The 18,040-nt window shown below is 71.1% G+C and carries 22 protein-coding genes; 8 read left to right on the top strand and 14 right to left on the bottom strand.

Features of this window, described 5'->3' with window-relative positions:
• Window positions 1–38: 38 nt before the first annotated feature.
• Window positions 39–2,669, top strand: a complete 2,631-nt coding sequence (locus tag RM609_RS05380) for an amino acid permease (protein ID WP_311608330.1) — start codon at window positions 39–41, stop codon at window positions 2,667–2,669.
• 4 nt (window positions 2,670–2,673) lie between these two features.
• Here the strand turns inward: RM609_RS05380 and RM609_RS05375 are convergent, their stop codons facing one another.
• The 3 genes from RM609_RS05375 to RM609_RS05365 all read right to left on the bottom strand — a co-directional run bounded on the left by RM609_RS05375 (window position 2,674) and on the right by RM609_RS05365 (window position 3,993).
• Window positions 2,674–3,180, bottom strand: coding sequence for a CAP domain-containing protein (locus tag RM609_RS05375; RefSeq protein WP_311608328.1), 507 nt, complete (start codon window positions 3,178–3,180; stop codon window positions 2,674–2,676).
• Between the two features lie 276 nt (window positions 3,181–3,456).
• On the bottom strand, window positions 3,457–3,648 hold the full coding sequence (locus tag RM609_RS05370) for a hypothetical protein (RefSeq protein ID WP_311608326.1): 192 nt from the start codon (window positions 3,646–3,648) through the stop codon (window positions 3,457–3,459).
• 132 nt (window positions 3,649–3,780) lie between these two features.
• Window positions 3,781–3,993 carry a DUF6480 family protein gene (locus tag RM609_RS05365; RefSeq protein WP_311608324.1) on the bottom strand — a complete coding sequence of 71 codons (213 nt, stop codon included), beginning with the start codon at window positions 3,991–3,993 and terminating at the stop codon, window positions 3,781–3,783.
• 146 nt (window positions 3,994–4,139) lie between these two features.
• Here RM609_RS05365 and RM609_RS05360 point away from each other — a divergent pair, with 146 nt between their 5' ends.
• The 4 genes from RM609_RS05360 to RM609_RS05345 all read left to right on the top strand — a co-directional run bounded on the left by RM609_RS05360 (window position 4,140) and on the right by RM609_RS05345 (window position 6,546).
• Window positions 4,140–4,892: a TIGR03557 family F420-dependent LLM class oxidoreductase gene (locus RM609_RS05360; protein ID WP_311608323.1), complete on the top strand. Its 753-nt coding sequence runs from the start codon at window positions 4,140–4,142 to the stop codon at window positions 4,890–4,892.
• A gap of 180 nt (window positions 4,893–5,072) precedes the next feature.
• Complete coding sequence (locus tag RM609_RS05355; protein WP_311608322.1) at window positions 5,073–5,399, top strand: plasmid stabilization protein; 327 nt, start codon at window positions 5,073–5,075, stop codon at window positions 5,397–5,399.
• A 19-nt stretch (window positions 5,400–5,418) separates the two neighbouring features.
• On the top strand, window positions 5,419–5,949 hold the full coding sequence (locus RM609_RS05350) for a DUF6328 family protein (RefSeq protein ID WP_311608320.1): 531 nt from the start codon (window positions 5,419–5,421) through the stop codon (window positions 5,947–5,949).
• A gap of 54 nt (window positions 5,950–6,003) precedes the next feature.
• Window positions 6,004–6,546, top strand: a complete 543-nt coding sequence (locus RM609_RS05345) for a type 1 glutamine amidotransferase domain-containing protein (RefSeq protein ID WP_311608318.1) — start codon at window positions 6,004–6,006, stop codon at window positions 6,544–6,546.
• On the opposite strand, the gene RM609_RS05340 is transcribed toward RM609_RS05345, so the two are convergent.
• From RM609_RS05340 to RM609_RS05330, 3 genes are all read right to left on the bottom strand, one after another.
• Complete coding sequence (locus tag RM609_RS05340) at window positions 6,528–6,752, bottom strand: DUF6458 family protein (RefSeq protein WP_311608317.1); 225 nt, start codon at window positions 6,750–6,752, stop codon at window positions 6,528–6,530. The two genes, RM609_RS05345 and RM609_RS05340, sit on opposite strands and share 19 nt — an antisense overlap.
• 104 nt (window positions 6,753–6,856) lie before the next feature.
• The gene (locus RM609_RS05335; protein WP_311608316.1) at window positions 6,857–7,012 is read right to left on the bottom strand and encodes a DUF6131 family protein; all 156 of its coding nucleotides are present in this window, start codon (window positions 7,010–7,012) and stop codon (window positions 6,857–6,859) included.
• Window positions 7,013–7,147: 135 nt separating this feature from the next.
• Window positions 7,148–7,309 (bottom strand): CsbD family protein, encoded by a 162-nt coding sequence (locus tag RM609_RS05330; RefSeq protein ID WP_311608314.1) that lies wholly within the window; start codon window positions 7,307–7,309, stop codon window positions 7,148–7,150.
• Between the two features lie 153 nt (window positions 7,310–7,462).
• Between RM609_RS05330 and ctaD the strand changes: the two genes are divergently transcribed.
• Both ctaD and ctaF read left to right on the top strand, forming a co-directional pair.
• Window positions 7,463–9,145, top strand: a complete 1,683-nt coding sequence (gene ctaD, locus RM609_RS05325) for an aa3-type cytochrome oxidase subunit I (RefSeq protein ID WP_438828381.1) — start codon at window positions 7,463–7,465, stop codon at window positions 9,143–9,145.
• Window positions 9,142–9,531: an aa3-type cytochrome oxidase subunit IV gene (ctaF, locus tag RM609_RS05320; protein ID WP_311608311.1), complete on the top strand. Its 390-nt coding sequence runs from the start codon at window positions 9,142–9,144 to the stop codon at window positions 9,529–9,531. The genes ctaD and ctaF overlap by 4 nt, the downstream gene beginning before the upstream one ends.
• Before the next feature lie 37 nt (window positions 9,532–9,568).
• On the opposite strand, the gene qcrB is transcribed toward ctaF, so the two are convergent.
• On the bottom strand, window positions 9,569–11,203 hold the full coding sequence (qcrB, locus tag RM609_RS05315; RefSeq protein ID WP_311608523.1) for a cytochrome bc1 complex cytochrome b subunit: 1,635 nt from the start codon (window positions 11,201–11,203) through the stop codon (window positions 9,569–9,571).
• A gap of 221 nt (window positions 11,204–11,424) precedes the next feature.
• Between qcrB and RM609_RS05310 the strand changes: the two genes are divergently transcribed.
• Window positions 11,425–12,003 carry a hemerythrin domain-containing protein gene (locus tag RM609_RS05310; protein WP_311608309.1) on the top strand — a complete coding sequence of 193 codons (579 nt, stop codon included), beginning with the start codon at window positions 11,425–11,427 and terminating at the stop codon, window positions 12,001–12,003.
• Window positions 12,004–12,054: 51 nt separating this feature from the next.
• On the opposite strand, the gene RM609_RS05305 is transcribed toward RM609_RS05310, so the two are convergent.
• Genes RM609_RS05305 through RM609_RS05275 form a run of 7 tightly spaced genes read right to left on the bottom strand, consistent with a single transcriptional unit; the run spans window position 12,055 to window position 17,996 of the window.
• A complete protein-coding gene (locus RM609_RS05305; RefSeq protein WP_311608308.1) occupies window positions 12,055–12,198 on the bottom strand; it encodes a hypothetical protein in 144 nt (47 codons plus the stop codon).
• A gap of 32 nt (window positions 12,199–12,230) precedes the next feature.
• Complete coding sequence (locus RM609_RS05300; RefSeq protein ID WP_311608307.1) at window positions 12,231–12,437, bottom strand: hypothetical protein; 207 nt, start codon at window positions 12,435–12,437, stop codon at window positions 12,231–12,233.
• Between the two features lie 11 nt (window positions 12,438–12,448).
• A complete protein-coding gene (locus RM609_RS05295) occupies window positions 12,449–13,054 on the bottom strand; it encodes a DUF5947 family protein (protein ID WP_311608305.1) in 606 nt (201 codons plus the stop codon).
• Window positions 13,051–13,605 (bottom strand): NifU-related iron-sulfur-binding protein, encoded by a 555-nt coding sequence (locus RM609_RS05290; protein WP_311608303.1) that lies wholly within the window; start codon window positions 13,603–13,605, stop codon window positions 13,051–13,053. Before RM609_RS05290 ends, RM609_RS05295 begins: the two co-directional genes overlap by 4 nt.
• Window positions 13,598–15,394, bottom strand: a complete 1,797-nt coding sequence (locus RM609_RS05285; protein ID WP_311608301.1) for a nickel-dependent hydrogenase large subunit — start codon at window positions 15,392–15,394, stop codon at window positions 13,598–13,600. Before RM609_RS05285 ends, RM609_RS05290 begins: the two co-directional genes overlap by 8 nt.
• Window positions 15,391–16,512: an NADH-quinone oxidoreductase subunit B family protein gene (locus RM609_RS05280; RefSeq protein ID WP_311608300.1), complete on the bottom strand. Its 1,122-nt coding sequence runs from the start codon at window positions 16,510–16,512 to the stop codon at window positions 15,391–15,393. Before RM609_RS05280 ends, RM609_RS05285 begins: the two co-directional genes overlap by 4 nt.
• Window positions 16,509–17,996, bottom strand: coding sequence for a hypothetical protein (locus RM609_RS05275; RefSeq protein WP_311608299.1), 1,488 nt, complete (start codon window positions 17,994–17,996; stop codon window positions 16,509–16,511). The genes RM609_RS05280 and RM609_RS05275 overlap by 4 nt, the downstream gene beginning before the upstream one ends.
• Window positions 17,997–18,040 lie beyond the last annotated feature (44 nt).

The raw sequence follows: 18,040 nt of genomic DNA, 5'->3' as shown, positions 1-18,040 counted from the left end.
ACGGACCCCGACGCATCTCGCGAGAAAAGGGCGGACACATGCACGAGCCACTCGCGCCCGGCCCCGGGGCCGGCACGAAGGGGCTCAGGGCCGGCGCCCTGGGGCTGTTCTCCTCGGTCGCCATGGGCATGGCCTCCACCGCCCCGGCGTACAGCCTGGCGGCCACCCTCGGCCTGATCGTGATCGGCGTCGGCCTCCAGGCCCCGGTCATCACGATGCTGGCCTTCGTCCCGATGCTGCTGATCGCCTACGCCTTCCGGGAGCTCAACGCGACCGACGCCGACTGCGGGACCACCTTCACCTGGGCCTCCCGCGCCTTCGGCCCGCGCGTCGGCTGGATGGGCGGCTGGGGCATCATCGTCGCCGACATCATCGCCATGGCGAACCTCGCGGAGATCGCCGGCATCTACGGCTTCCGGCTGCTCGGGTACGACTCGCTCGCCGGCAGCCGGCTGTGGACCACCGTCGCCGGGGTCGCCTGGATCGCCGTGACGACCGCCGTCTGCTACGTGGGCATCCAGGTGTCGGCCGTCCTCCAGTGCTGGATGGTGTGCGTCGAGGTCCTGGTGCTGGCCCTGTTCGCGGTCACCGCTCTGGTCAGGGTCTACGGCACCGGCGCCCCGCCGACGTCGCTCCCCGTCTCCGCCTCCTGGTTCAACCCCTTCCACATCCCCTCCGCCAAGGCCCTGACCGAGGGCATCGTCGCCGCCGTCTTCATCTACTGGGGCTGGGACACCGCCGTCGCGGTCAACGAGGAGACCGCCGACAGCAGACACACCCCCGGGCGGGCGGCGGTCGTCTCCACCGTGCTCCTCCTCGTCGTCTACGCCCTGGTGGCGACCTCGGCGCAGGCCTTCGCCGGGATCGGCGCCGACGGCACCGGCCTGGGCAACGCGGCCAACTCCGGGGACGTGCTCTCCGGCCTGGGCGGCGCCGTCTTCGGCACCCGGGGGACCGGCTGGTTCCTCACCAAACTGCTCATCTTCACCGTGCTGACCTCGGCGGTCGCCTCCACCCAGACCACGATCCTGCCCCTGGCCCGCACCGTCTTCTCCATGGCCGCCCACAAGGCCGTCCCCTCACGCTTCGCCCGGATCCACCACAGATTCCTCACCCCGACCTGGTCCACCGTCGGCGTGGGCCTCGTCTCCATCGGCTTCTTCGCCCTGCTGACCGCGATCAGCGGCGACGTCCTCGCCGACTCCATCAAGGCCGTCGGCCTCGCGATCGCGTTCTACTACGGCCTCACCGGCTTCGCCTGCGTCTGGCACTACCGCGCACTGCTCACCCGCAGCCCCCGGGACCTGCTCTACAAAGGGCTGCTGCCCGGCCTCGGCGGGCTCATGATGCTCTGCCTGTTCTGCTACGCCGCCTTCGTCGTCTACGCCGACCCGGGCTACGGCGCGACCTCCTTCGACCTGCCGGTCTTCGGACGGACCGGCGGGGTGAGCGTCATCGGCCTCGGCGCCCTGCTGATCGGCGTCGTCCTGATGCTGGTCATCACCCGGGAGCACACCGCCGCCCTCAGCCTCCAGCGCGACCTGCTGCCCCAGCACCTGCCCGCGCTGACCGGCGTCGAGACGGCCAGCCGCTACGTACCCGCCGACAGCCGCTCCGGGGTGGGCGGCGACTGGTTCGACGTCATCCCGCTGTCGAGCACCCGGGTCGGCCTGGTCGTCGGGGACGTGATCGGCCACGGACTGAGCGCCGCCGCCACCATGGGCCGGCTGCGCACGAGCGTGCGCGTCCTGGCCCGGCTCGACCTACCGCCGGACGAACTGCTCGCCCGCCTGGACGACGTCGTCGGCCAGACCGCCGAGGAACGGGCCGCCGAGGAACGGGCGCGCGGCCACGGCCGGGACGGGCCGGGGACCGGCCGAGACGAGGCCCTCGGGGTCACCTGCCTGTACGCGGTGTACGACCCCGTGTCCGGGCGGTGCAGCATGGCGCGCGCGGGACACTCACCGCCCGCCGTCGTCGACCCGGCCTGCGGCGCCGTCAGCTACCCCGACCTCCCGGCGGGCCCGCCCCTGGGCCTGGGCGGCGAGCCCTTCCGGAGCACCGACCTCCAACTGCCCGCCGGCAGCCTGCTCGCCCTGTTCACCGACGGGCTCGTCCACACCCCGGACCACGACACCGAGACCGGACTCGGCCTGCTGAGCGGCGTCCTCGCCCACTGCCGGCGCCCCCTGGAGGAGCTCTGCGACCGCACCGTCGCGGCCCTGCTGCCCGGCCCGGTCGACGACGACGCCGCCCTGCTCCTCGTCCGCACCCGGACGCTCGGCGAACACCAGGTGGCCGTCTGGGAGCTGGACGCCGAGCCCGCGTCCGTCGCGGACGCCCGCGACGCCACGACCCGCCGGCTGCGCGAATGGGGGCTCGACGACCTGTCGTTCACCACCGAACTGATCGTCAGCGAACTCGTCACCAACGCCGTCCGCTATGCCGCCGGCGGACCGGTCCACGTCCGCCTGATCCGTGACCGCAGCCTCGTCTGCGAGGTCTCCGACACCGGCCACACCTCGCCCCACCTGCGCCACGCCGCCGTCGACGACGAGGGCGGCCGGGGCCTGTACATCATCGCCCAGATCACCCAGCGCTGGGGCACGCGCTACACCCCCACCGGCAAGACCATCTGGACCGACCAGCCCCTGCCGACGGCGGAGTGAGGGGCTACCCCCGGCTGCCGAAGTCCTGGGTCCAGAAGGGCCCTTCGGATGTCGTGGCGACACCGACGCCCATCTCCTCGAAGGAGCAGTCGAGGATGTTCTCCCGGTGGCCCGCGCTGCGCATCCAGGCGTCCATCACCGCGGCCGGGGTCGCCTGGCCGCGGGCGATGTTCTCCCCGTAGGCGTCCCAGCGATAGCCGGCGGCGGATATCCGGTTCCCGGGGCCCGTGCCGTCGGGGTCGGTGTGGCTGAAGAAGTGCTCCTCGGCCATGTCGTCGGAGTGCTTCTGCGCGGCGGCGGTCAGCTGGGGACTGATGCGCAGCGGAGCACAGCCGGCGGCGTGGCGACGAGCGTTGACGAGGGTGACGACCTGCTGCCGGAGGGCCGCCCTGGGGCCGGCCTGGGCCGGTGCCGCCTGGGCGGCGGGCGGCCGGGCGAGGCCGCCGGCGGTGACGGTGGCGAGGACGAGCGAGGCCAGCCCGAGGACGTGGATCGCCGGACGAGGACGCACGAGGACTCCCGGAGGTCGAAGCCGGCGCTTCGCGGGAGGACGGGACGGGCGAAGCGGCCGGAGCGGCGTGAGGGCGGTTCCAGGATTCCCGGCGCTCCGGGTCCGGTGAACCGGCGTTCCGCCGCTGACGGGGGCGCGAGACGGGGCCCGTGCGAGGCTGCGTGCGATGAGGCCGCCCGGTGGGACGGCTGCGATACATGGGGTTCCGGGGCGGACAGGCGCGTCAGGCCCCGTCGGCGACCTCCGGCCTGTCGTGCGTCAGCTGCCCGAGGGGGCTCAGCCCTGGCTGTCGCGCCTCAGCTTCGCCGCCCGCTCGACGGCCTTCAGAGCCCGGTCCAGGGACTCGGCGGTGCCCCGCCTCGCCTCGCGCATCGCCAGCTCCTCCAGCTCCGTGATCTCCTCGGACCTGTGGGCGGCATCGGACGGCGCCGCCTTCTCGTCCTTGTCGGGCTTCTTGCGCTCCGCCATGACCATCACTCCATCGACCGGGGGCTCGGTACCCCTCCAGCCAACATCGCACGGTCCGTCCCACCTCGCCAACGCACACATCGGACCTCGTGCGGTGGGCGGAATCCCCGCGTCACACGGTTTCGGCCGTGGTCACACGATCGCGGCCCAGATGAGCACGGTGATGGCGAATAGCACCACCAGGGCGCCGATGACGAACACCGGCCCCTTGGCCCAGCCCCGCGAGATGTCGCCGCGCGGGCCGGTACCGCCGGTGCTGTCCTCGCCGGGCGGGGTCTCACCGGGCGGTACCCCGCCGCCCGGCTCCAGGCCGGGGGTGCGCTCGGGTTCGGGATCGTTGGTCATGATGGTGCCCCGTTTCCTCGGTGCGCGGGCCCGTGCGGGTCCGGATCCTGTGGGCGTCCCGTTCGGCCCACCTTCACATGAAGCGGCCCGGGTCGCGCGCCGGGTCGCGCGGGGGTGTGAAGCCCCGTCGTCCGGACGGAGCAGGCGTGGTGGGCGCGGGACCACTACTTCCCTGGCTCGCCTCCCAGGGGCACAGCCCCAACGCGTGGGCCGTCCTCGGAGCCGCCGCGCAGGCCACCTCCCGCATCCCGCTGATGACCTTCGTGACCTGCCCGACCACGCGCTACCACCCCGTCGTGGTCGCCCAGCAGGCGGCCACCGTCCAGGCGCTCTCCCAGGGGCGCTTCCGGCTGGGGCTCGGCTCCGGGGAGAACCTCAACGAGCACGTGGTCGGTGAGGGCTGGCCCGCCGTCGACGTGCGGCAGGAGAAGCTGGCGGAGGCGGTGACGATCATCCGGGCGCTGTTCGAGGGCCGGACGCTCACCCACCACGGCCGCCACTACGTCGTCGCCCACGCGAAGCTGTGGGACCTGCCCGACCCCGTTCCGCCCATCGGCATCGCCGTCTCCGGCGAGCGCTCCTGCCGCCTCGCCGGGGAACTCGCCGACCTGGTCATCGCCACCGAACCGCGCGCGGAGCTCCTCGAGTGCTTCGACGCCCACGGCGGGGCCGGCAAGCCCCGCATCGGCCAGCTGGCCGTCTGCTACGACCGGGACCGCGACGCGGCCGTCGCCCGGGCCCACGACCAGTTCCGCTGGTTCTCCCTGGGCTGGCCGGTGCTCTCCGAACTGCCACCGGCGCCGAAGACCGTCTGGGTCGCCTCCCGGTACAGGGGACAGCCTTGGCAGCCGGTCGCCGCGTCCCGTAGCGCGCGCAGGTCGGCGCCTTCGGGCACGTAGGGCCCCGCGTCGTACCCCTCGGGTCCTCGTGACATGCCGTCCTCCCTGGCGGTTCGCCTTCCTCGCCGCGCGGTCACAGTGTCGCCCCCCCGTACCGTCCGGTCGGCGGCTCCCGCCCTGCGCCGTGGTGTCGCGGGTGCCACGGTGGGCATGTGCACGGACGAGCGAGAGGAGAGCGGGATGCCCAGGGGTTCCAGCGCCAAGCGTGAGCGGCAGTACGAGCACATCAAGGACAGCGCGCTCGACCGGGGAGAGAGCAGGAAACGGGCGGAGGAGATCGCGGCGCGCACCGTCAACAAGGAGCGGGCCCGCTCGGGGGAGTCGAGGACGGCCAGCCGTTCCTCGATCCAGGACATGTCGTCCTCCAAGCGCGGCGGGCAACGCTCTCACTCCGGCTCCCAGGGCCCGACCAAGGAACAGCTCTACAACGAGGCGAAGCAGAAAAACATCGAAGGCCGCTCGAACATGAACAAGGCCGAGCTGAAGCGGGCCCTGGGCCGGGGCTGACCCGGCCGCGGCGGACCGCATGCCCGCGAACGGAGCAGATGGAACGGAACCGGACCCGCCGGAAACCGGGGAGCCGAGGTGGGACGGCCGCCACGAGTCCCCCGCCCAACGGGCGGACCGCCGCTGGACCGAGCTGCTCCAGGAAGTACGCGTCACCCAGACGGGCGTACAGATCCTCTTCGGCTTCCTGCTCACCGTCGCCTTCACCCCGCGCTTCGCCACCCTCGGCGAGACCGACCGCGTCATCTACGTCGTCACGGTGGTGCTGGGCGCGGCCACGACCGGCGCCCTGGTGGGGCCGGTCGCCTTCCACCGGATCGTCAGCGGACACCGGCTCAAGGCCGAGACCGTGGCCTGGGCCGCGCGGCTCACCCTGGTCGGCGTGGTCCTGCTGCTGGCCACCGTCACCTCGGCGCTGCTGCTGATCCTGCGGATCGCCCTCCACAACGCGGCGGTGCCCTGGGTGGTCGCCGGGTTGGTCGCCTGGCTCGTGCTCTGCTGGTTCGGGCTGCCCGGGTGGGCGCTGCACCGGTACGAGCGCAGGAAATGACCGTCGGAGCAGTAGGACGGACCCCGGATCAGCCGGAAAGGAGCGTCACCCTCGATGCGTATCGCGTTCCTCGTGGCACCCGAAGGTGTCGAACAGATCGAACTCACCGACCCCTGGCAGGCCGTACGGGACGCCGGAGGCACTCCCGAGCTCGTCTCCACCAAGCCGGGCCGCGTCCAGGCGTTCAACCACCTGGACAAGGCGGACACCTTCGCCGTCGACGCCGATCTGGACCACGCCCGGCCCGACGACTACGCCCTGCTGGTCCTGCCGGGCGGAGTCGCCAACCCGGACGCGCTGCGCCTGGACGAACGGGCCGTGGCGTTCGTCCAGGCGTTCTTCACCGCCGGGAAACCCGTCGCCGCCATCTGCCACGCCGCTTGGACCCTGGTCGAGGCAGATGTCGTCGACGGTCGCACCCTCACTTCCTGGCCCAGCCTCCGCACCGACATCCGCAACGCGGGCGGGAACTGGGTCGACGAACAGGTCGTCGTCTGCCGGAACGGTCCCAACACCCTGATCACCAGCCGTAAGCCCAAGGACCTCAAGGCCTTCGACACCGCGCTGACCGAAGAACTTCAGCGGGTGAAGCGGTGATCCTCCTCGATGACCGGGGCGGCGGGAGGCGGTGGCTGGGTATGTCGGCGCTTGAACACACTCACGTATGCGGAAGTGCCGATGAAGCCGACCGCCATCAGGATCAGGCCGACAAGCGTGAGGTTCATGCCCTGTACGTGCCAGTCCACGGCGAAGCTGAGGATCGCGCCCACAGCAATGAGGCCGATGCACCATCCCATGCCCATGGTTGATACCTCCTCGGTTCGGCTCAGGAGCGCGTACCCCCGGCCGGGAGGGTCAACCATCGGGACTTGTGCGTATGACCGCTGTCGCCTCCTATCGATAGTTCCTACCAATAGTGACGTCGGCCGGCGACGGCGTGACCCGCGGCCCCCAGGACCCACAGGATGAGTCCTATGACCAGCAGGATGATGCCGATCGTCCACAGGATATGGAGGCCCAGCAGGAATCCGACGATGAGAAGGATGACACCTAGGATGATCACGGCGATCTCCTGAGATTTCTGTTGCCGTGCCCGTGTCGGCCCGGTGGCCGACAAAGGCCTCGATTTTCAGGATATCTCCGGCGGGGTGCGCCGGAAGGCCCGGAAGCGCCGCCAGGGGGCGGCGCCGGCGCGTTGCTATTTCCCGGGCTTCCTGATCTTGGCGGCCGCCTCCTGGGCCTTGCCCTCCAGCTTCTCGATATGCCCCTTGGCCTCCTGCTTCCGGTCACCGGTGAGGCGCCCGGTGGTTTCCTTCAGGGACCCCTTGACCTGCTTGGCCTTTGCCTTCGCCTTTCCCATGATCGCCACTCCAAAGGACGGAAATTGCCTGTGTAACCAGCTCACTCCTCGCCCTCCGTGGATGCAACCGGGGGCGAACGGGTGACACGCCCGTGCCCGACGGCCCAGTGCCCCGTTTACCCGGTCACCGATACCGAGCGTCTCGGAGAGGCGATGCCGCAGCTGGAGATCGACCGCATCCTGGAGCCCCCGGAAGGCCCCTCCGACCTGGGCGGCGGCCTGGGCGGCAGGATCAGGGAATACCTCACCACGACCGATCACAAGACGATCGGGAACATGTATCTGGTGACGTCCTTCGGGTTCTTCCTGCTCGGAGGAGTACTGGCGATGCTGATGCGGGCGGAGCTCGCCCAGCCGGGACTTCAGCTCTTCAGTACCACCCAGTACAACCAGCTTTTCACCATTCACGGCACCATCATGATGCTGCTCTTCGCGACCCCGACGTTCACGGGGTTCGCCAACGCCGTCATGCCGCTCCAGATCGGCGCCCCCGACGTCGCCTTCCCCCGCCTGAACGCGCTGACGTACTGGCTGTTCCTCTTCGGAGGGCTGATGGTCGTCTCCGGGCTGGTCGTGCCCGGAGGGGCGGCGTCCTTCGGCTGGTTCGCCTACGCCCCGCTGAACGGAGGCGTCTACTCGCCGGGCGCGGGACCCGATCTGTGGGCCATGGGGCTGGTGCTGACGGGAGTGAGCACGACGCTGGGCTCGGTCAATTTCATCGCCACGATCCTGTGCCTCCGGGCCCCCGGAATGACCATGTTCCGGATGCCGCTGTTCACCTGGAACGTCCTGCTCACGGCGGTTCTGGTGCTACCCGCCTTCCCCGTGCTGACGGCGGCCCTGTTCGCGCTGGAGGCGGACCGGAAATTCGGTGCGCACGTATTCGACGCCGCGAACGGCGGGGCCCTGCTCTGGCAGCACTTGTTCTGGTTCTTCGGCCACCCCGAGGTCTATATCGTCGCCCTGCCGTTCTTCGGGGTGGTGACCGAGATCGTGCCGGTCTTCAGCCGCAAACCCGTCTTCGGCTACGCCGGGATGGTGGGCGCGACCATCGCCATCACCATGCTCTCGGCCACGGTCTGGGCGCACCACATGTTCGCCACCGGCGCGGTGCTGCTGCCGTTCTTCTCGCTCATGTCCTTCCTCATCGCCGTCCCGACCGGCGTGAAGTTCTTCAACTGGATCGGCACCATGTGGCGGGGCAGCGTCTCCTTCGAGACGCCCATGCTGTGGGCGGTCGGCTTCATGGTCACCTTCCTGCTGGGCGGGCTCAGCGGAGTCGTCATCGCGTCCCCGCCCCTGGACTTCCATCTGACCGACAGCTACTTCATCGTCGCCCACCTGCACTACGTCCTCTTCGGCACCATCGTCTTCGCCATGTTCGGCGGCTTCTACTTCTGGTGGCCCAAACTGACCGGGAAAATGCTGGACGAACGCATCGGCAAAATCCACTTCTGGACGCTGTTCACCGGCTTCCAGACGACCTTCCTCGTCCAGCACTGGCTCGGCGAGATGGGCATGCCCCGCCGCTACGCCGACTACCTCGCGGCCGACGGGTTCACCGTCCTGAACACCGTCTCCTCCATCGGCGCGTTCCTGCTCGGCCTGTCCACCCTGCCGTTCCTCTACAACGTCTGGAGGACGGCGCGATTCGGCAAGAAGGTCGAGGTCGACGACCCCTGGGGGTACGGGCGCTCGCTGGAGTGGGCCACCGGCTGCCCACCACCCCGTCACAACTTCGAGGCGATCCCACGGATCCGTTCCGACTCGCCCGCCTTCGACCTCCACCACCCGGAGGTCCTCGCCCTGCCGGCAAGGGAAGGGCAGAGCCGATGAAGACGGAGGCCTGCCTCTTCGCCGGTGTCGCGGTGTTCTTCCTCCTCACCGACGCGGTCTATATGTGGCTCTCCCGGGAACCGGCCGGCAGCGCGGCACTGACCGTCTGCTTCCTCATGGCGTCGGTCATCGCCTTCTTCTGCGCCGTGAACCACCGCCGGAAAGGCGGCAGACCGGAGGACCGCCGCGACGGGCGGATCCACGAACGGGCCGGAGCGCTGGACTTCTTCCCGCCGCACAGCGGCTACCCGCCCCTCACCGCCCTGGGCGCCGCCCTGCTGCTGCTCGGCATCGTCTACGGGCTGTGGCTGTTCATCATGGGAGCCGCCGTCACCGCGGCCGGAATCCTCGGGATGGTGTTCCAGTTCGTCGACGTGGACGACTGATGCCGGGTGCCGGCGGGGCGCGCCCATTCCTCGTCGGCTATTCCTCGTCCACCTGGGCCAGCGGCCCCATCGTCCGGCCCGACACCTGAAGCCGCTGCTCGGTGGTGGCCGGCATCTCCACCCGGTCCCGGTAGTACCAGGAGCTCAGCGCCGCCCGGATCCGGTGCCGGCGCGGTGCCCCCACCGCCGGGCGGGGCAGGGGCGCCGGGACGTCGCGCACCAGCAGCCGGTAGCGGTACGCGGCCTCCAGCGGCCGGGTCCCTTCGCGCATACGGCCCTCCGGCGACTGGCTGACCGCCCCCGTCTCCACGCCCTCCCTCAGCAGCCGCCGGTCGTGGGCCTGGAGCGCCAGACAGACCCGCTTGGTGACGAAGAAGGCGATCAGCGGCCCGGCGATCACCGCCACACGGTAGATCCAGATCAGCGCCTCCAGCGAGACCCGGAAAGTCATCGCCGTCACATCGTTGCCGGCGGCCGCCAGCAGCACCGCGTAGAACACCACGGCCGCCACACCCAGCGCTGTGCGCACGGGACGGTCCCGGGGACGGTCGCACAGGTGGTGCTCCATGAGGTCCCCGGTGACCCACCTCTCGAAGAAGGGGTAGAGATAGAGCACCAGGAAGAGCACACCGGGCAGCACCACCGCGGGCAGGAGGACGTTCCACATCAGCGTGTGACCGCCCACCACGTTCTCCCACGGCGGCATGAGCCGCAGGGCGCCCTCCAGGAAGCCCACGTACCAGTCCGGCTGGGCGCCCGTCGACACCTGGTCGGGCCGGTAGGGCCCGTACAGCCAGATCGGGTTGATCTGAGCGATGCCGCCGAGCAGCGCGAGCACACCGAAGACCGCCAGGTTCAGCCCCATCGACCGCGTGGCGAACTGCGGGAACATCGGCATGCCGACCACATTGCGGTTCGTCCGTCCCCGCTCCGGCCACTGGGTGTGCTTCAGATACACGATCAGCACCAGGTGCGCCCCGAGCAACGCGATCAGCAGGCCCGGCACGAGCAACACATGCGCGATGTACATCCGGCGCATCACGATGTGTCCCGGGAACGGCCCGCCCCACACGAGGAAACTCAGATACGTGCCGACCACCGGGATCGACAGCACGATCGTATGGGCCGTCCGCAGCCCCGTGCCCGACAGCAGGTCGTCCGGCAGCGAATAGCCGCAGAAGCCCTCCAGCAGCGCGAGCATGAAGAGCGTCACGCCGATCATCCAGTTGAGCTCACGCGGCCGGCGGAACGCGCCGGTGAAGAAGACGCGCAGCATGTGCACCCCCAGGGCCGCCACGAAGACCAGGGCCGCCCAGTGGTGCATCTGCCGGATGAGCAGCCCGCCGCGCACATCGAAGCTGATGTAGAGCGTCGAGGCGTAGGCGCTGGTGGTGAGGAGCCCGCGCAGCGGGCCGTACGAGCCCTGGTAGACCTGCTCGTTCATGTCCGGGTCGAAGAACAGCGTCAGATAGGTGCCGGTGATGAGCAGCACCAGGAGGCTGTAGAGAGCGATCTCGCCCAGCAGGAACGACCAGTGGTCGGGAAAGGCCTTCCTGAACAGAGCCCTGGCCGCTTCGGAGACCGGGGCCCGGCGGTCGAGCCCGGTATACCCGGTGAAGGCGGCCTGCCGCGCCCGGGCCTTGACCATCGCCCTCCGCTTCCGCAGCAGCAGCATGCGTTCACCACGCTCCCTCGGGACCGGTACCGCTTTCGACAGATAGATCACGGCACGGACCGTGCCGTGTGCCGGAGAGCCCCGGCCCGACGGGCCGGGCGTTCCTTCCAACGGGTGCTGCCGATCGGCCCAACGGGCGCGCGGTTCCGGGCGGCGAGGGGAAGGGGTGAGGCACACGAAGGCATAGGCAGGCATCCACCGCCGCCGGAAGGAGCACGGTGCCAAGGGACCCCGCGGACGCGGACCTCATCGGCGAACTCACCGCCGATCACCTGAAGGTGCAGCGTCTCTTCGAGCGCGTCCGCGCCGCCGGTCCGGGCAGCGCGGAGCGCAAGGAGCTGACCGAACGGGTCACCATCGAGCTGGTGCGCCACGGGGCCCTGGAAAAGGAGCACCTGTATCCCGCCGTCCGCGAGCATCTGCCCGGGGGAGCGGAGTGGGAGGGGCGGGAACTCGCCGAACACGCCGGCATCGAGCGGGTCCTCGCGGAGCTGGAGCGCCGGGGGCCCGCCGAGGAGGAGTTCGACCGCCTGCTCCTCGTGCTCGTGGACCGGGTGACCGCGCATCTGCTGGAGGAGGAACAGCGGCTCTTCCCCCGGATGCAGGCCGTCTGCCCGGCCGGGCTGCTGCGGGAGCTGGGCGGGAAGGTCCGCGCGGGCAGGGCCGCGGCCCCGACCCGGCCCCGGCCGCCCGCCCCGCGGACCGCGCCGGCCGTCAGGCCGCCGGCGCCCGGTACGGGGCTGCTCGACCGGGTCCGGGACTTCCTCACCGGGCGGGGGCGGCGGGCCTCCGGGTGAACCGTCCGGCGGCCCGCCGAGGGCCTTCGGTACAGCCGGACGGGCGGGACGTCAGGGACGTGCCGCCCTGGAGCGGAAGCCCACCATCCGCCAGATGCGGACCTCCCGGACGAGCCCGGGGAACTCCTTCACCAGGATGCCGAGCGTCACCGCTCCGGCCACCAGGGCCTGCGCGATCAGCAGTCGTCTGGCCATCAGTCGCACTCCTTCGATCGACGGGGACCGGCTCAGCCGGGCGGGATGTTCGGCATGGCGTCCGAGACGGCGTCGTGCCCCTTCGCGTGGACGCCCGTCGACCGCCGGGCGTCGGACGTGCCGTCCTCGTGGTGACCGGCCTGACCGGTGTGCGGGCCCTTGTTGCCCTCGTGGACGCCCCGGACGTGGGTCGGGGTGTCGGGTTTGACGTCGGCCTTGCCGACCCGGATGCGGCCCATGCTCTCTCTCCTCAATTCCGGGCGTCCTCGCCGCGTTCGGCGAGGTCCGTGAAGAAGCGTTCGACGGCCGGCCGGATCCGGTCGCCGCCGGACAGGCCGCGCCACTCCCGCCGTACCAGGGCGACGAGCCGGTGGCAGTCGTCGACGGGGGTGATCCAGTGGTCCTGCCGACCGCGAGCGGTGTTGACGAGCAGGGCCTCCACCTCGGGGACGAGGGTGCGCAGCGGCGGGCAGCGGCCCACGACCTCGGCCCAGTGCTCGGGGGCGACCTCCCAGCGTGTCGCTCCGGCCGGGCTCGGGTAGCGCGCCGTCACCTCGCCGTCGGCGCGCGGGACGAAGAAGGCGAGCCCGACCGGCACGCCGAGCGCGTCCGTGGGCACGGGCGCGAGCCGGACCCGGCGCCGCGGAATCAGCAGATAGTGGCCCTGACCGGCCTCCCCGGGGGTGAAGAGCAGGGCGCAGGCCCGGCAGGCGCACAGCACCTCGGCGCGTCCGGCGTCGTGGAGGTGCCGGTGGCCGGCTTCGGCGGGGGCGCCGCACAGGTCGCAGCGGTCCGCGTCGTCGGCGGGCCCGGCGGCGGGCCGGGCGATGACCCGGGCCAGGGCCCCGCCGGTCACAGGGGCCTCCCGGCCGTCGCCGGCCGGGTGCGTACGGCGTCGAGGGGGACGAAGGCGCCGGGCCGCTCCTCGTCCGCCTGGCGGACGTCCGACAGTTCGGGGGCGAGCGCGAGCACCGCCTCCCGGACGGCGTCCGCCAGACCGGTCGCGGAGGAACGGCAGCCGGACGTCTTGAGCCGGACGGTGGCCACGCCGTCGGCGATCCCGGCCAGGCGCAGCTCGCCGCCCCGTTCCCGTACGGCGGGGCGGATCGCGTCGACGGCCCGGGCCACCCGGCGTTCGACCGGCTCCGGGTGGATGCCGTGGAGTGCCAGCAGATGCCCGACGAGCTCGTCGTCGGCCAGGCGCTCCGCGACGGCGGGCCCGGTCGCCTCCAGCGTCCGGGCCAGCGCCTCGCCGTAGAGCTCGGTGAGGACCCGTACGGCCTCCAGGGCGGTGCGCGCGGTGGGCCCGGGGGCGGCCTCCAGCTGCCCCAGCAGGTCGTCGGCGCGGGTCAGCAGGGGCAGGGGGTCCAGCTCCGCCCGGTCTTCGGGCCGCTGGGGGTCAGCCATGGCCGGCGCCGAAGGTCGGGGAGTGGACGGTCTTCCGTACCTGTCCGCGGCCGAGGTACATGTGCACGCCGCAGGGCAGACAGGGGTCGAAGCTGCGGACGGTGCGCATGATGTCGACGCCCTTGAAGTCGTCGGGGCCGTTCTCCTCGAAGACCGGCTGGCCCTGGACGGCGTCCTCGTATGGTCCGGGGGTGCCGTAGCTGTCGCGCGGGCTGGCGTTCCAGGGGGTGGGCGGATAGGGGTGATAGTTGGCGATCTTCCTGTCCTTGATCACCAGGTGGTGGGAGAGGACGCCGCGCACGGCTTCGTGGAAGCCGCAGCCGATGGCCTCGTCCGGCACCTCGAAGTCGGTGAAGGTGCGGGTCTCGCCGGAGCGGACCATGTCCATGGCGCCCTCAAGGAAGGTGAAGGCCATGGCGGCGGCGTAGGCGACGAAGTAGGGGCGGGCCCGGTCGCGTTCGAGGGTGTTGCTCCACTTGGGAATCTTCCACTCCAGCGTGGTCTCGGGCAGCTTCTCGCTCTTGGGGAGGGTGATGCGCACGCTGTGGCCGGTGGCCTTGACGTAGGGGGTGTCGACGATCCCGTTGAGGGCGGTGGACCACAGCCGGGCCAGGGGGCCGCCGCCGGTGTCGAGGGCCAGATGCCGGTCGGTGCCCTGGTCGTACCAGCGGGGGCTCATCACCCAGCTGTAGTTGCCGTCGAAGTCGCGCTTCTGCGGCTGGGGCAGGGTGGTCTGGTTCCACGGGTGACGGATGTCGACGGGGTTGCCGAGCGGGTCGTGGGTGACGAACGGCTCCTCGGCCGTCCAGTCCCCGTAGAAGGAACTGCCGAGCAGCACGCGCAGGCCGAGGTTGATGTCGACGAGATTGTTGGTGAGGAGCTTTCCGTCCACGATGACGCCGGGGGTGACGTACATGGCCTTGCCCCAGTCGTTCATCGTCTCGTAGCGGTAGTCGCAGACCTCGGGGTTCTGCCAGGCGCCCCAGCAGCCGAGGAGGATCCGGCGGCGCCCGACCTCCTCGTAGCCGGGGAGGGCGTCGTAGAAGAAGTCGAAGACGTCGTCGTTCATCGCCACGGACTGCTTGATGAAGTCCAGGACGCGCATCAGGCGGGAGAGGTACTCGGTGAAGGTGCTGGGGGTGGGCTGGGTGCCGACGCCGCCGGGGTAGAGGGTGGAGGGGTGGACGTGCCGGCCCTCCATCTGGCAGAACATCTCGCGGGTGATCCGGCTGACCTTGAGGGCCTCCTTGTACACCTCGCCCTCGAAGGGGTTGAAGGCGCGCATGATGTCCGCGATGGTGCGGTAGCCGTGGATCTCCCCGCGGGGTGCCTGGGTGCGTTCCGCGCGGGCGAGGACACTCGGGTTGGTGCTCTTGACCATCGCCTCGCAGAAGTCCACGAACACCAGGTTGTCCTGGAAGATGGTGTGGTCGAACATGTACTCCGCCGCCTCGCCGAGGTTGACGATGCTCTCGGCGAGCGGCGGCGGTTTGATGCCGTAGGCCATCTGCTGGGCGTAGTCGGAGCACGTGGTGTGGTTGTCGCCGCAGATGCCGCAGATGCGCGAGGTGATGAAGCCGGCGTCCCGGGGGTCCTTGCCCTTGAGGAAGACGGAGTAGCCCCGGAACAGCGACGAGGTGCTGTGGCATTCGGTCACTTCGCGGTTGGCGAAGTCGATCTTCGTGTAGATGCCGAGGTTGCCGATGATCCGGGTGATCGGGTCCCAGGACATCTCCACGACCTGGGCGGGCTTGCGCGCCCCCATGGAGGGGTCGGCGGTTGCCGTCATGTGAGTTCTCGCCTTTTCGTTCGTGCCGTCGTCCGGGTCGTCCGTGGGGCGTGGGACCGCCAGGTGGGGTCGTAGCCGGTGGTCAGGGCGGGGCCGTTGTGGTGCCACTTGGGCTCACGGTTGACGGCCGTGTTGGTGATGCCGCGCAGGCGCCGGACCAGCGCGCCGTACGGTTTGACGAGCGCGGCGGAGAAGGCGCCGCCGGTGGGCTCGTCCATGAACGGCATAAAGGCGTCGGGGAAGCCGGGCATGGTGCAGCCGATGCAGATGCCGCCGACGTTCGGGCAGCCGCCGACGCCCGCCATCCAGCCGCGCTTGGGCACGTCGCAGTTGACCACCGGGCCCCAGCAGCCCACCTTCACCTGGCACTTGGGCGAGTTGTAGTCCATGGCGAAGTCGCCCTGCTCGTAGTAGGCCGCCCGGTCGCAGCCCTCGTGCACGGTCCTGCCGAACAGCCACTGCGGGCGCAGCATGTGGTCCAGCGGTGGCGCGGGGGCCGAGCCGGCGGCGTGCTGGAGCACCCAGGCGAGGGTCTCCATGAAGTTCTCGGGCTGGATCGGGCAGCCCGGTACGTTCACCACGGGCAGCCCCGCCCGCGACTTGAAGTCCCAGCCCAGGTAGTCGGCCAGGCCCATGCAGCCGGTGGGGTTGCCCGCCATGGCGTGGATGCCGCCGTAGGCCGCGCACGTCCCGGCGGTCATGACGGCCCAGGCCTTCGGCGCCAGTTGGTCGATCCACCAGTTGAGGGTGAGCGGCTGGCCGGTCTCGGGGTCATTGCCGAAGGACGTCCAGTAGCCGTCGCCCTCGATGACGTTCTGGTTGGGCACCGACCCCTCGATGACCAGGACGAAGGGGGTCAGTTCGCCCCGGGCGGCGGCCCGGAAGGGGGCCAGGAACTCCTCGCCGCCCAGGGTGGGGGAGAGGACCTTGTTGTGGAGGTTCACCTTCGGCAGGCCGGGGACGAGCCCCAGCAGCACGTCCTCGAGGGCGGGATGGTCGGCCGCGGTCAGGGAGACCGTGTCGCCGTCGCAGCTCATCCCCTCGGAGATCCACAGGATGTCGATCTCGTCGAAGCCCCGCGCCTCGTCGGTACCGGCCTGCTGCTCGTCGCCGCTCATGTTCCCGTCCTCCCTCGTGCTCGGTCATGGACGCGGTCACCGGCGGTCGTGGCCAGCGGGCGGACCTCGTCCGGCCGGAAGTAGTGGAACCGGCCGTACCAGTCGTGCAGTTCGGCCGCCGGGTCGTCCTCGATCGTCACCGCCAGCCGCACGCTCCCGTCCACGTCGTGGAAGACCCCCGCCACCCGGGCCGCGCGCCCGGCGAGGAACATGTCCTGCGCGTCGGCGCCCCGGCCGCGCGGGCACAGCAGCACCCTGCCGCCGGCCGCCACCGCGACACCGTCGACGAGCACGCTGTCCGTGGCCGGGGACAGCCCCTCGTCCCCGCCCTCCCGCCACCACGGCACGGCGGCCCGCGTCATGGCCCGGACCGACTCGGTCGTGGCGTCCGGGCGGTCCGGGCGCGGGGTGAGCGAGCGGATCGCGCCGTGCAGCCGGCCGAACACCTCCGGCGGCATGGTGTCCACCCGGTCGAGGATCTCCGCGGCCCGCCGGTCGGTGGCCCGTGCCTCGCGTTTTTCCTCGTCGGTCAGGAGCAGCGTGCGCAGGGTGAGGATCTCGTCGATCTCGGCGGCGTCGTGCAGATCGCCCGGGCTCTCCGGGGCCACCTGCGGATGGTCGGGCAGGATGATGGGCGAGGACAGGACGAGATCGCACGCGCCGGGCTCGCCCGCCAGCACGGGGAAGGTGTGGAGGTTCCGGCAGCCCTCGGCGTACGGCCGTGCCCACGGGGGCGGGTCGAGCAGGGAGAGGAAGCACAGGCCGTCGCCGCCGATGACGGTGTGGGTGGCGATCAGCGCGTGGCGCAGCGCTTCCTCGCGCGTGCTCCGCGGACCGGCCGCCCCGGTGTTCTCCGTGCGCACCCGCAGCCGGAACAGCCCCTTCCCGGTATCGAGGCGCTCGGCGCGCAGCAGCGTCCGGGCCCGCAGCGGCAGCCACTGCCGCAGCACCCGCCCGGCGCCCTCGCCCAGTTCCTCGGTCTCCGTCCCGCCGGGCGCCCCGACGGCGAACTCCCGCTCGTGGGCCAGGAGGTCGGTGAGCGGGACGGCGATGTCGCACTCCCGGGGGACGGCCTCGTCGAAGGGGAGGTGGACGGTCCCGGCCACTTCGAGGGCGTCGACCGGGGCGTGGCGGCCGGGGTCCGTGCGCCGTTCCACCCGCTTCCGCCGCACCTGGAGGAACCGCACCCGTACCCGCACCATGGGGTCGGGGCCCGTCGCCCGTACGAGGCACTCGGTGCGCTGCCGCCACGAGTCGGCGGATCCGGCGACGCCGGGCGTCTCCGGCCCCTGGGCCTCGGTCCAGTCGCGCGGGGCGAGCACGCCGAACTGCCACCGCACCCGGTTCTTCCCCGACGAACGGCGGTAGGGGTAGAGCAGGTAGCCCTCGTAGAGGACGGCGTCGGCGACGGCGCGTACCCGCTCGAAGGGGGACTCCGCCGACGGGGTGGGACGGTCCGCGGTGCCCACCGGGTTCGGTGCCAATGCGGTCTCCCTCGTGCGCTCGGCGTCACCCCACTTTCACATGA

The organism is Streptomyces hesseae (genome assembly GCF_031845785.1).
Taxonomy (GTDB): Bacteria; Actinomycetota; Actinomycetes; order Streptomycetales; family Streptomycetaceae; genus Streptomyces; species Streptomyces hesseae.
The sequence above is the reverse complement of the archived record's forward strand: the minus strand, read 5'-3'. Positions and strand labels throughout refer to the sequence as shown.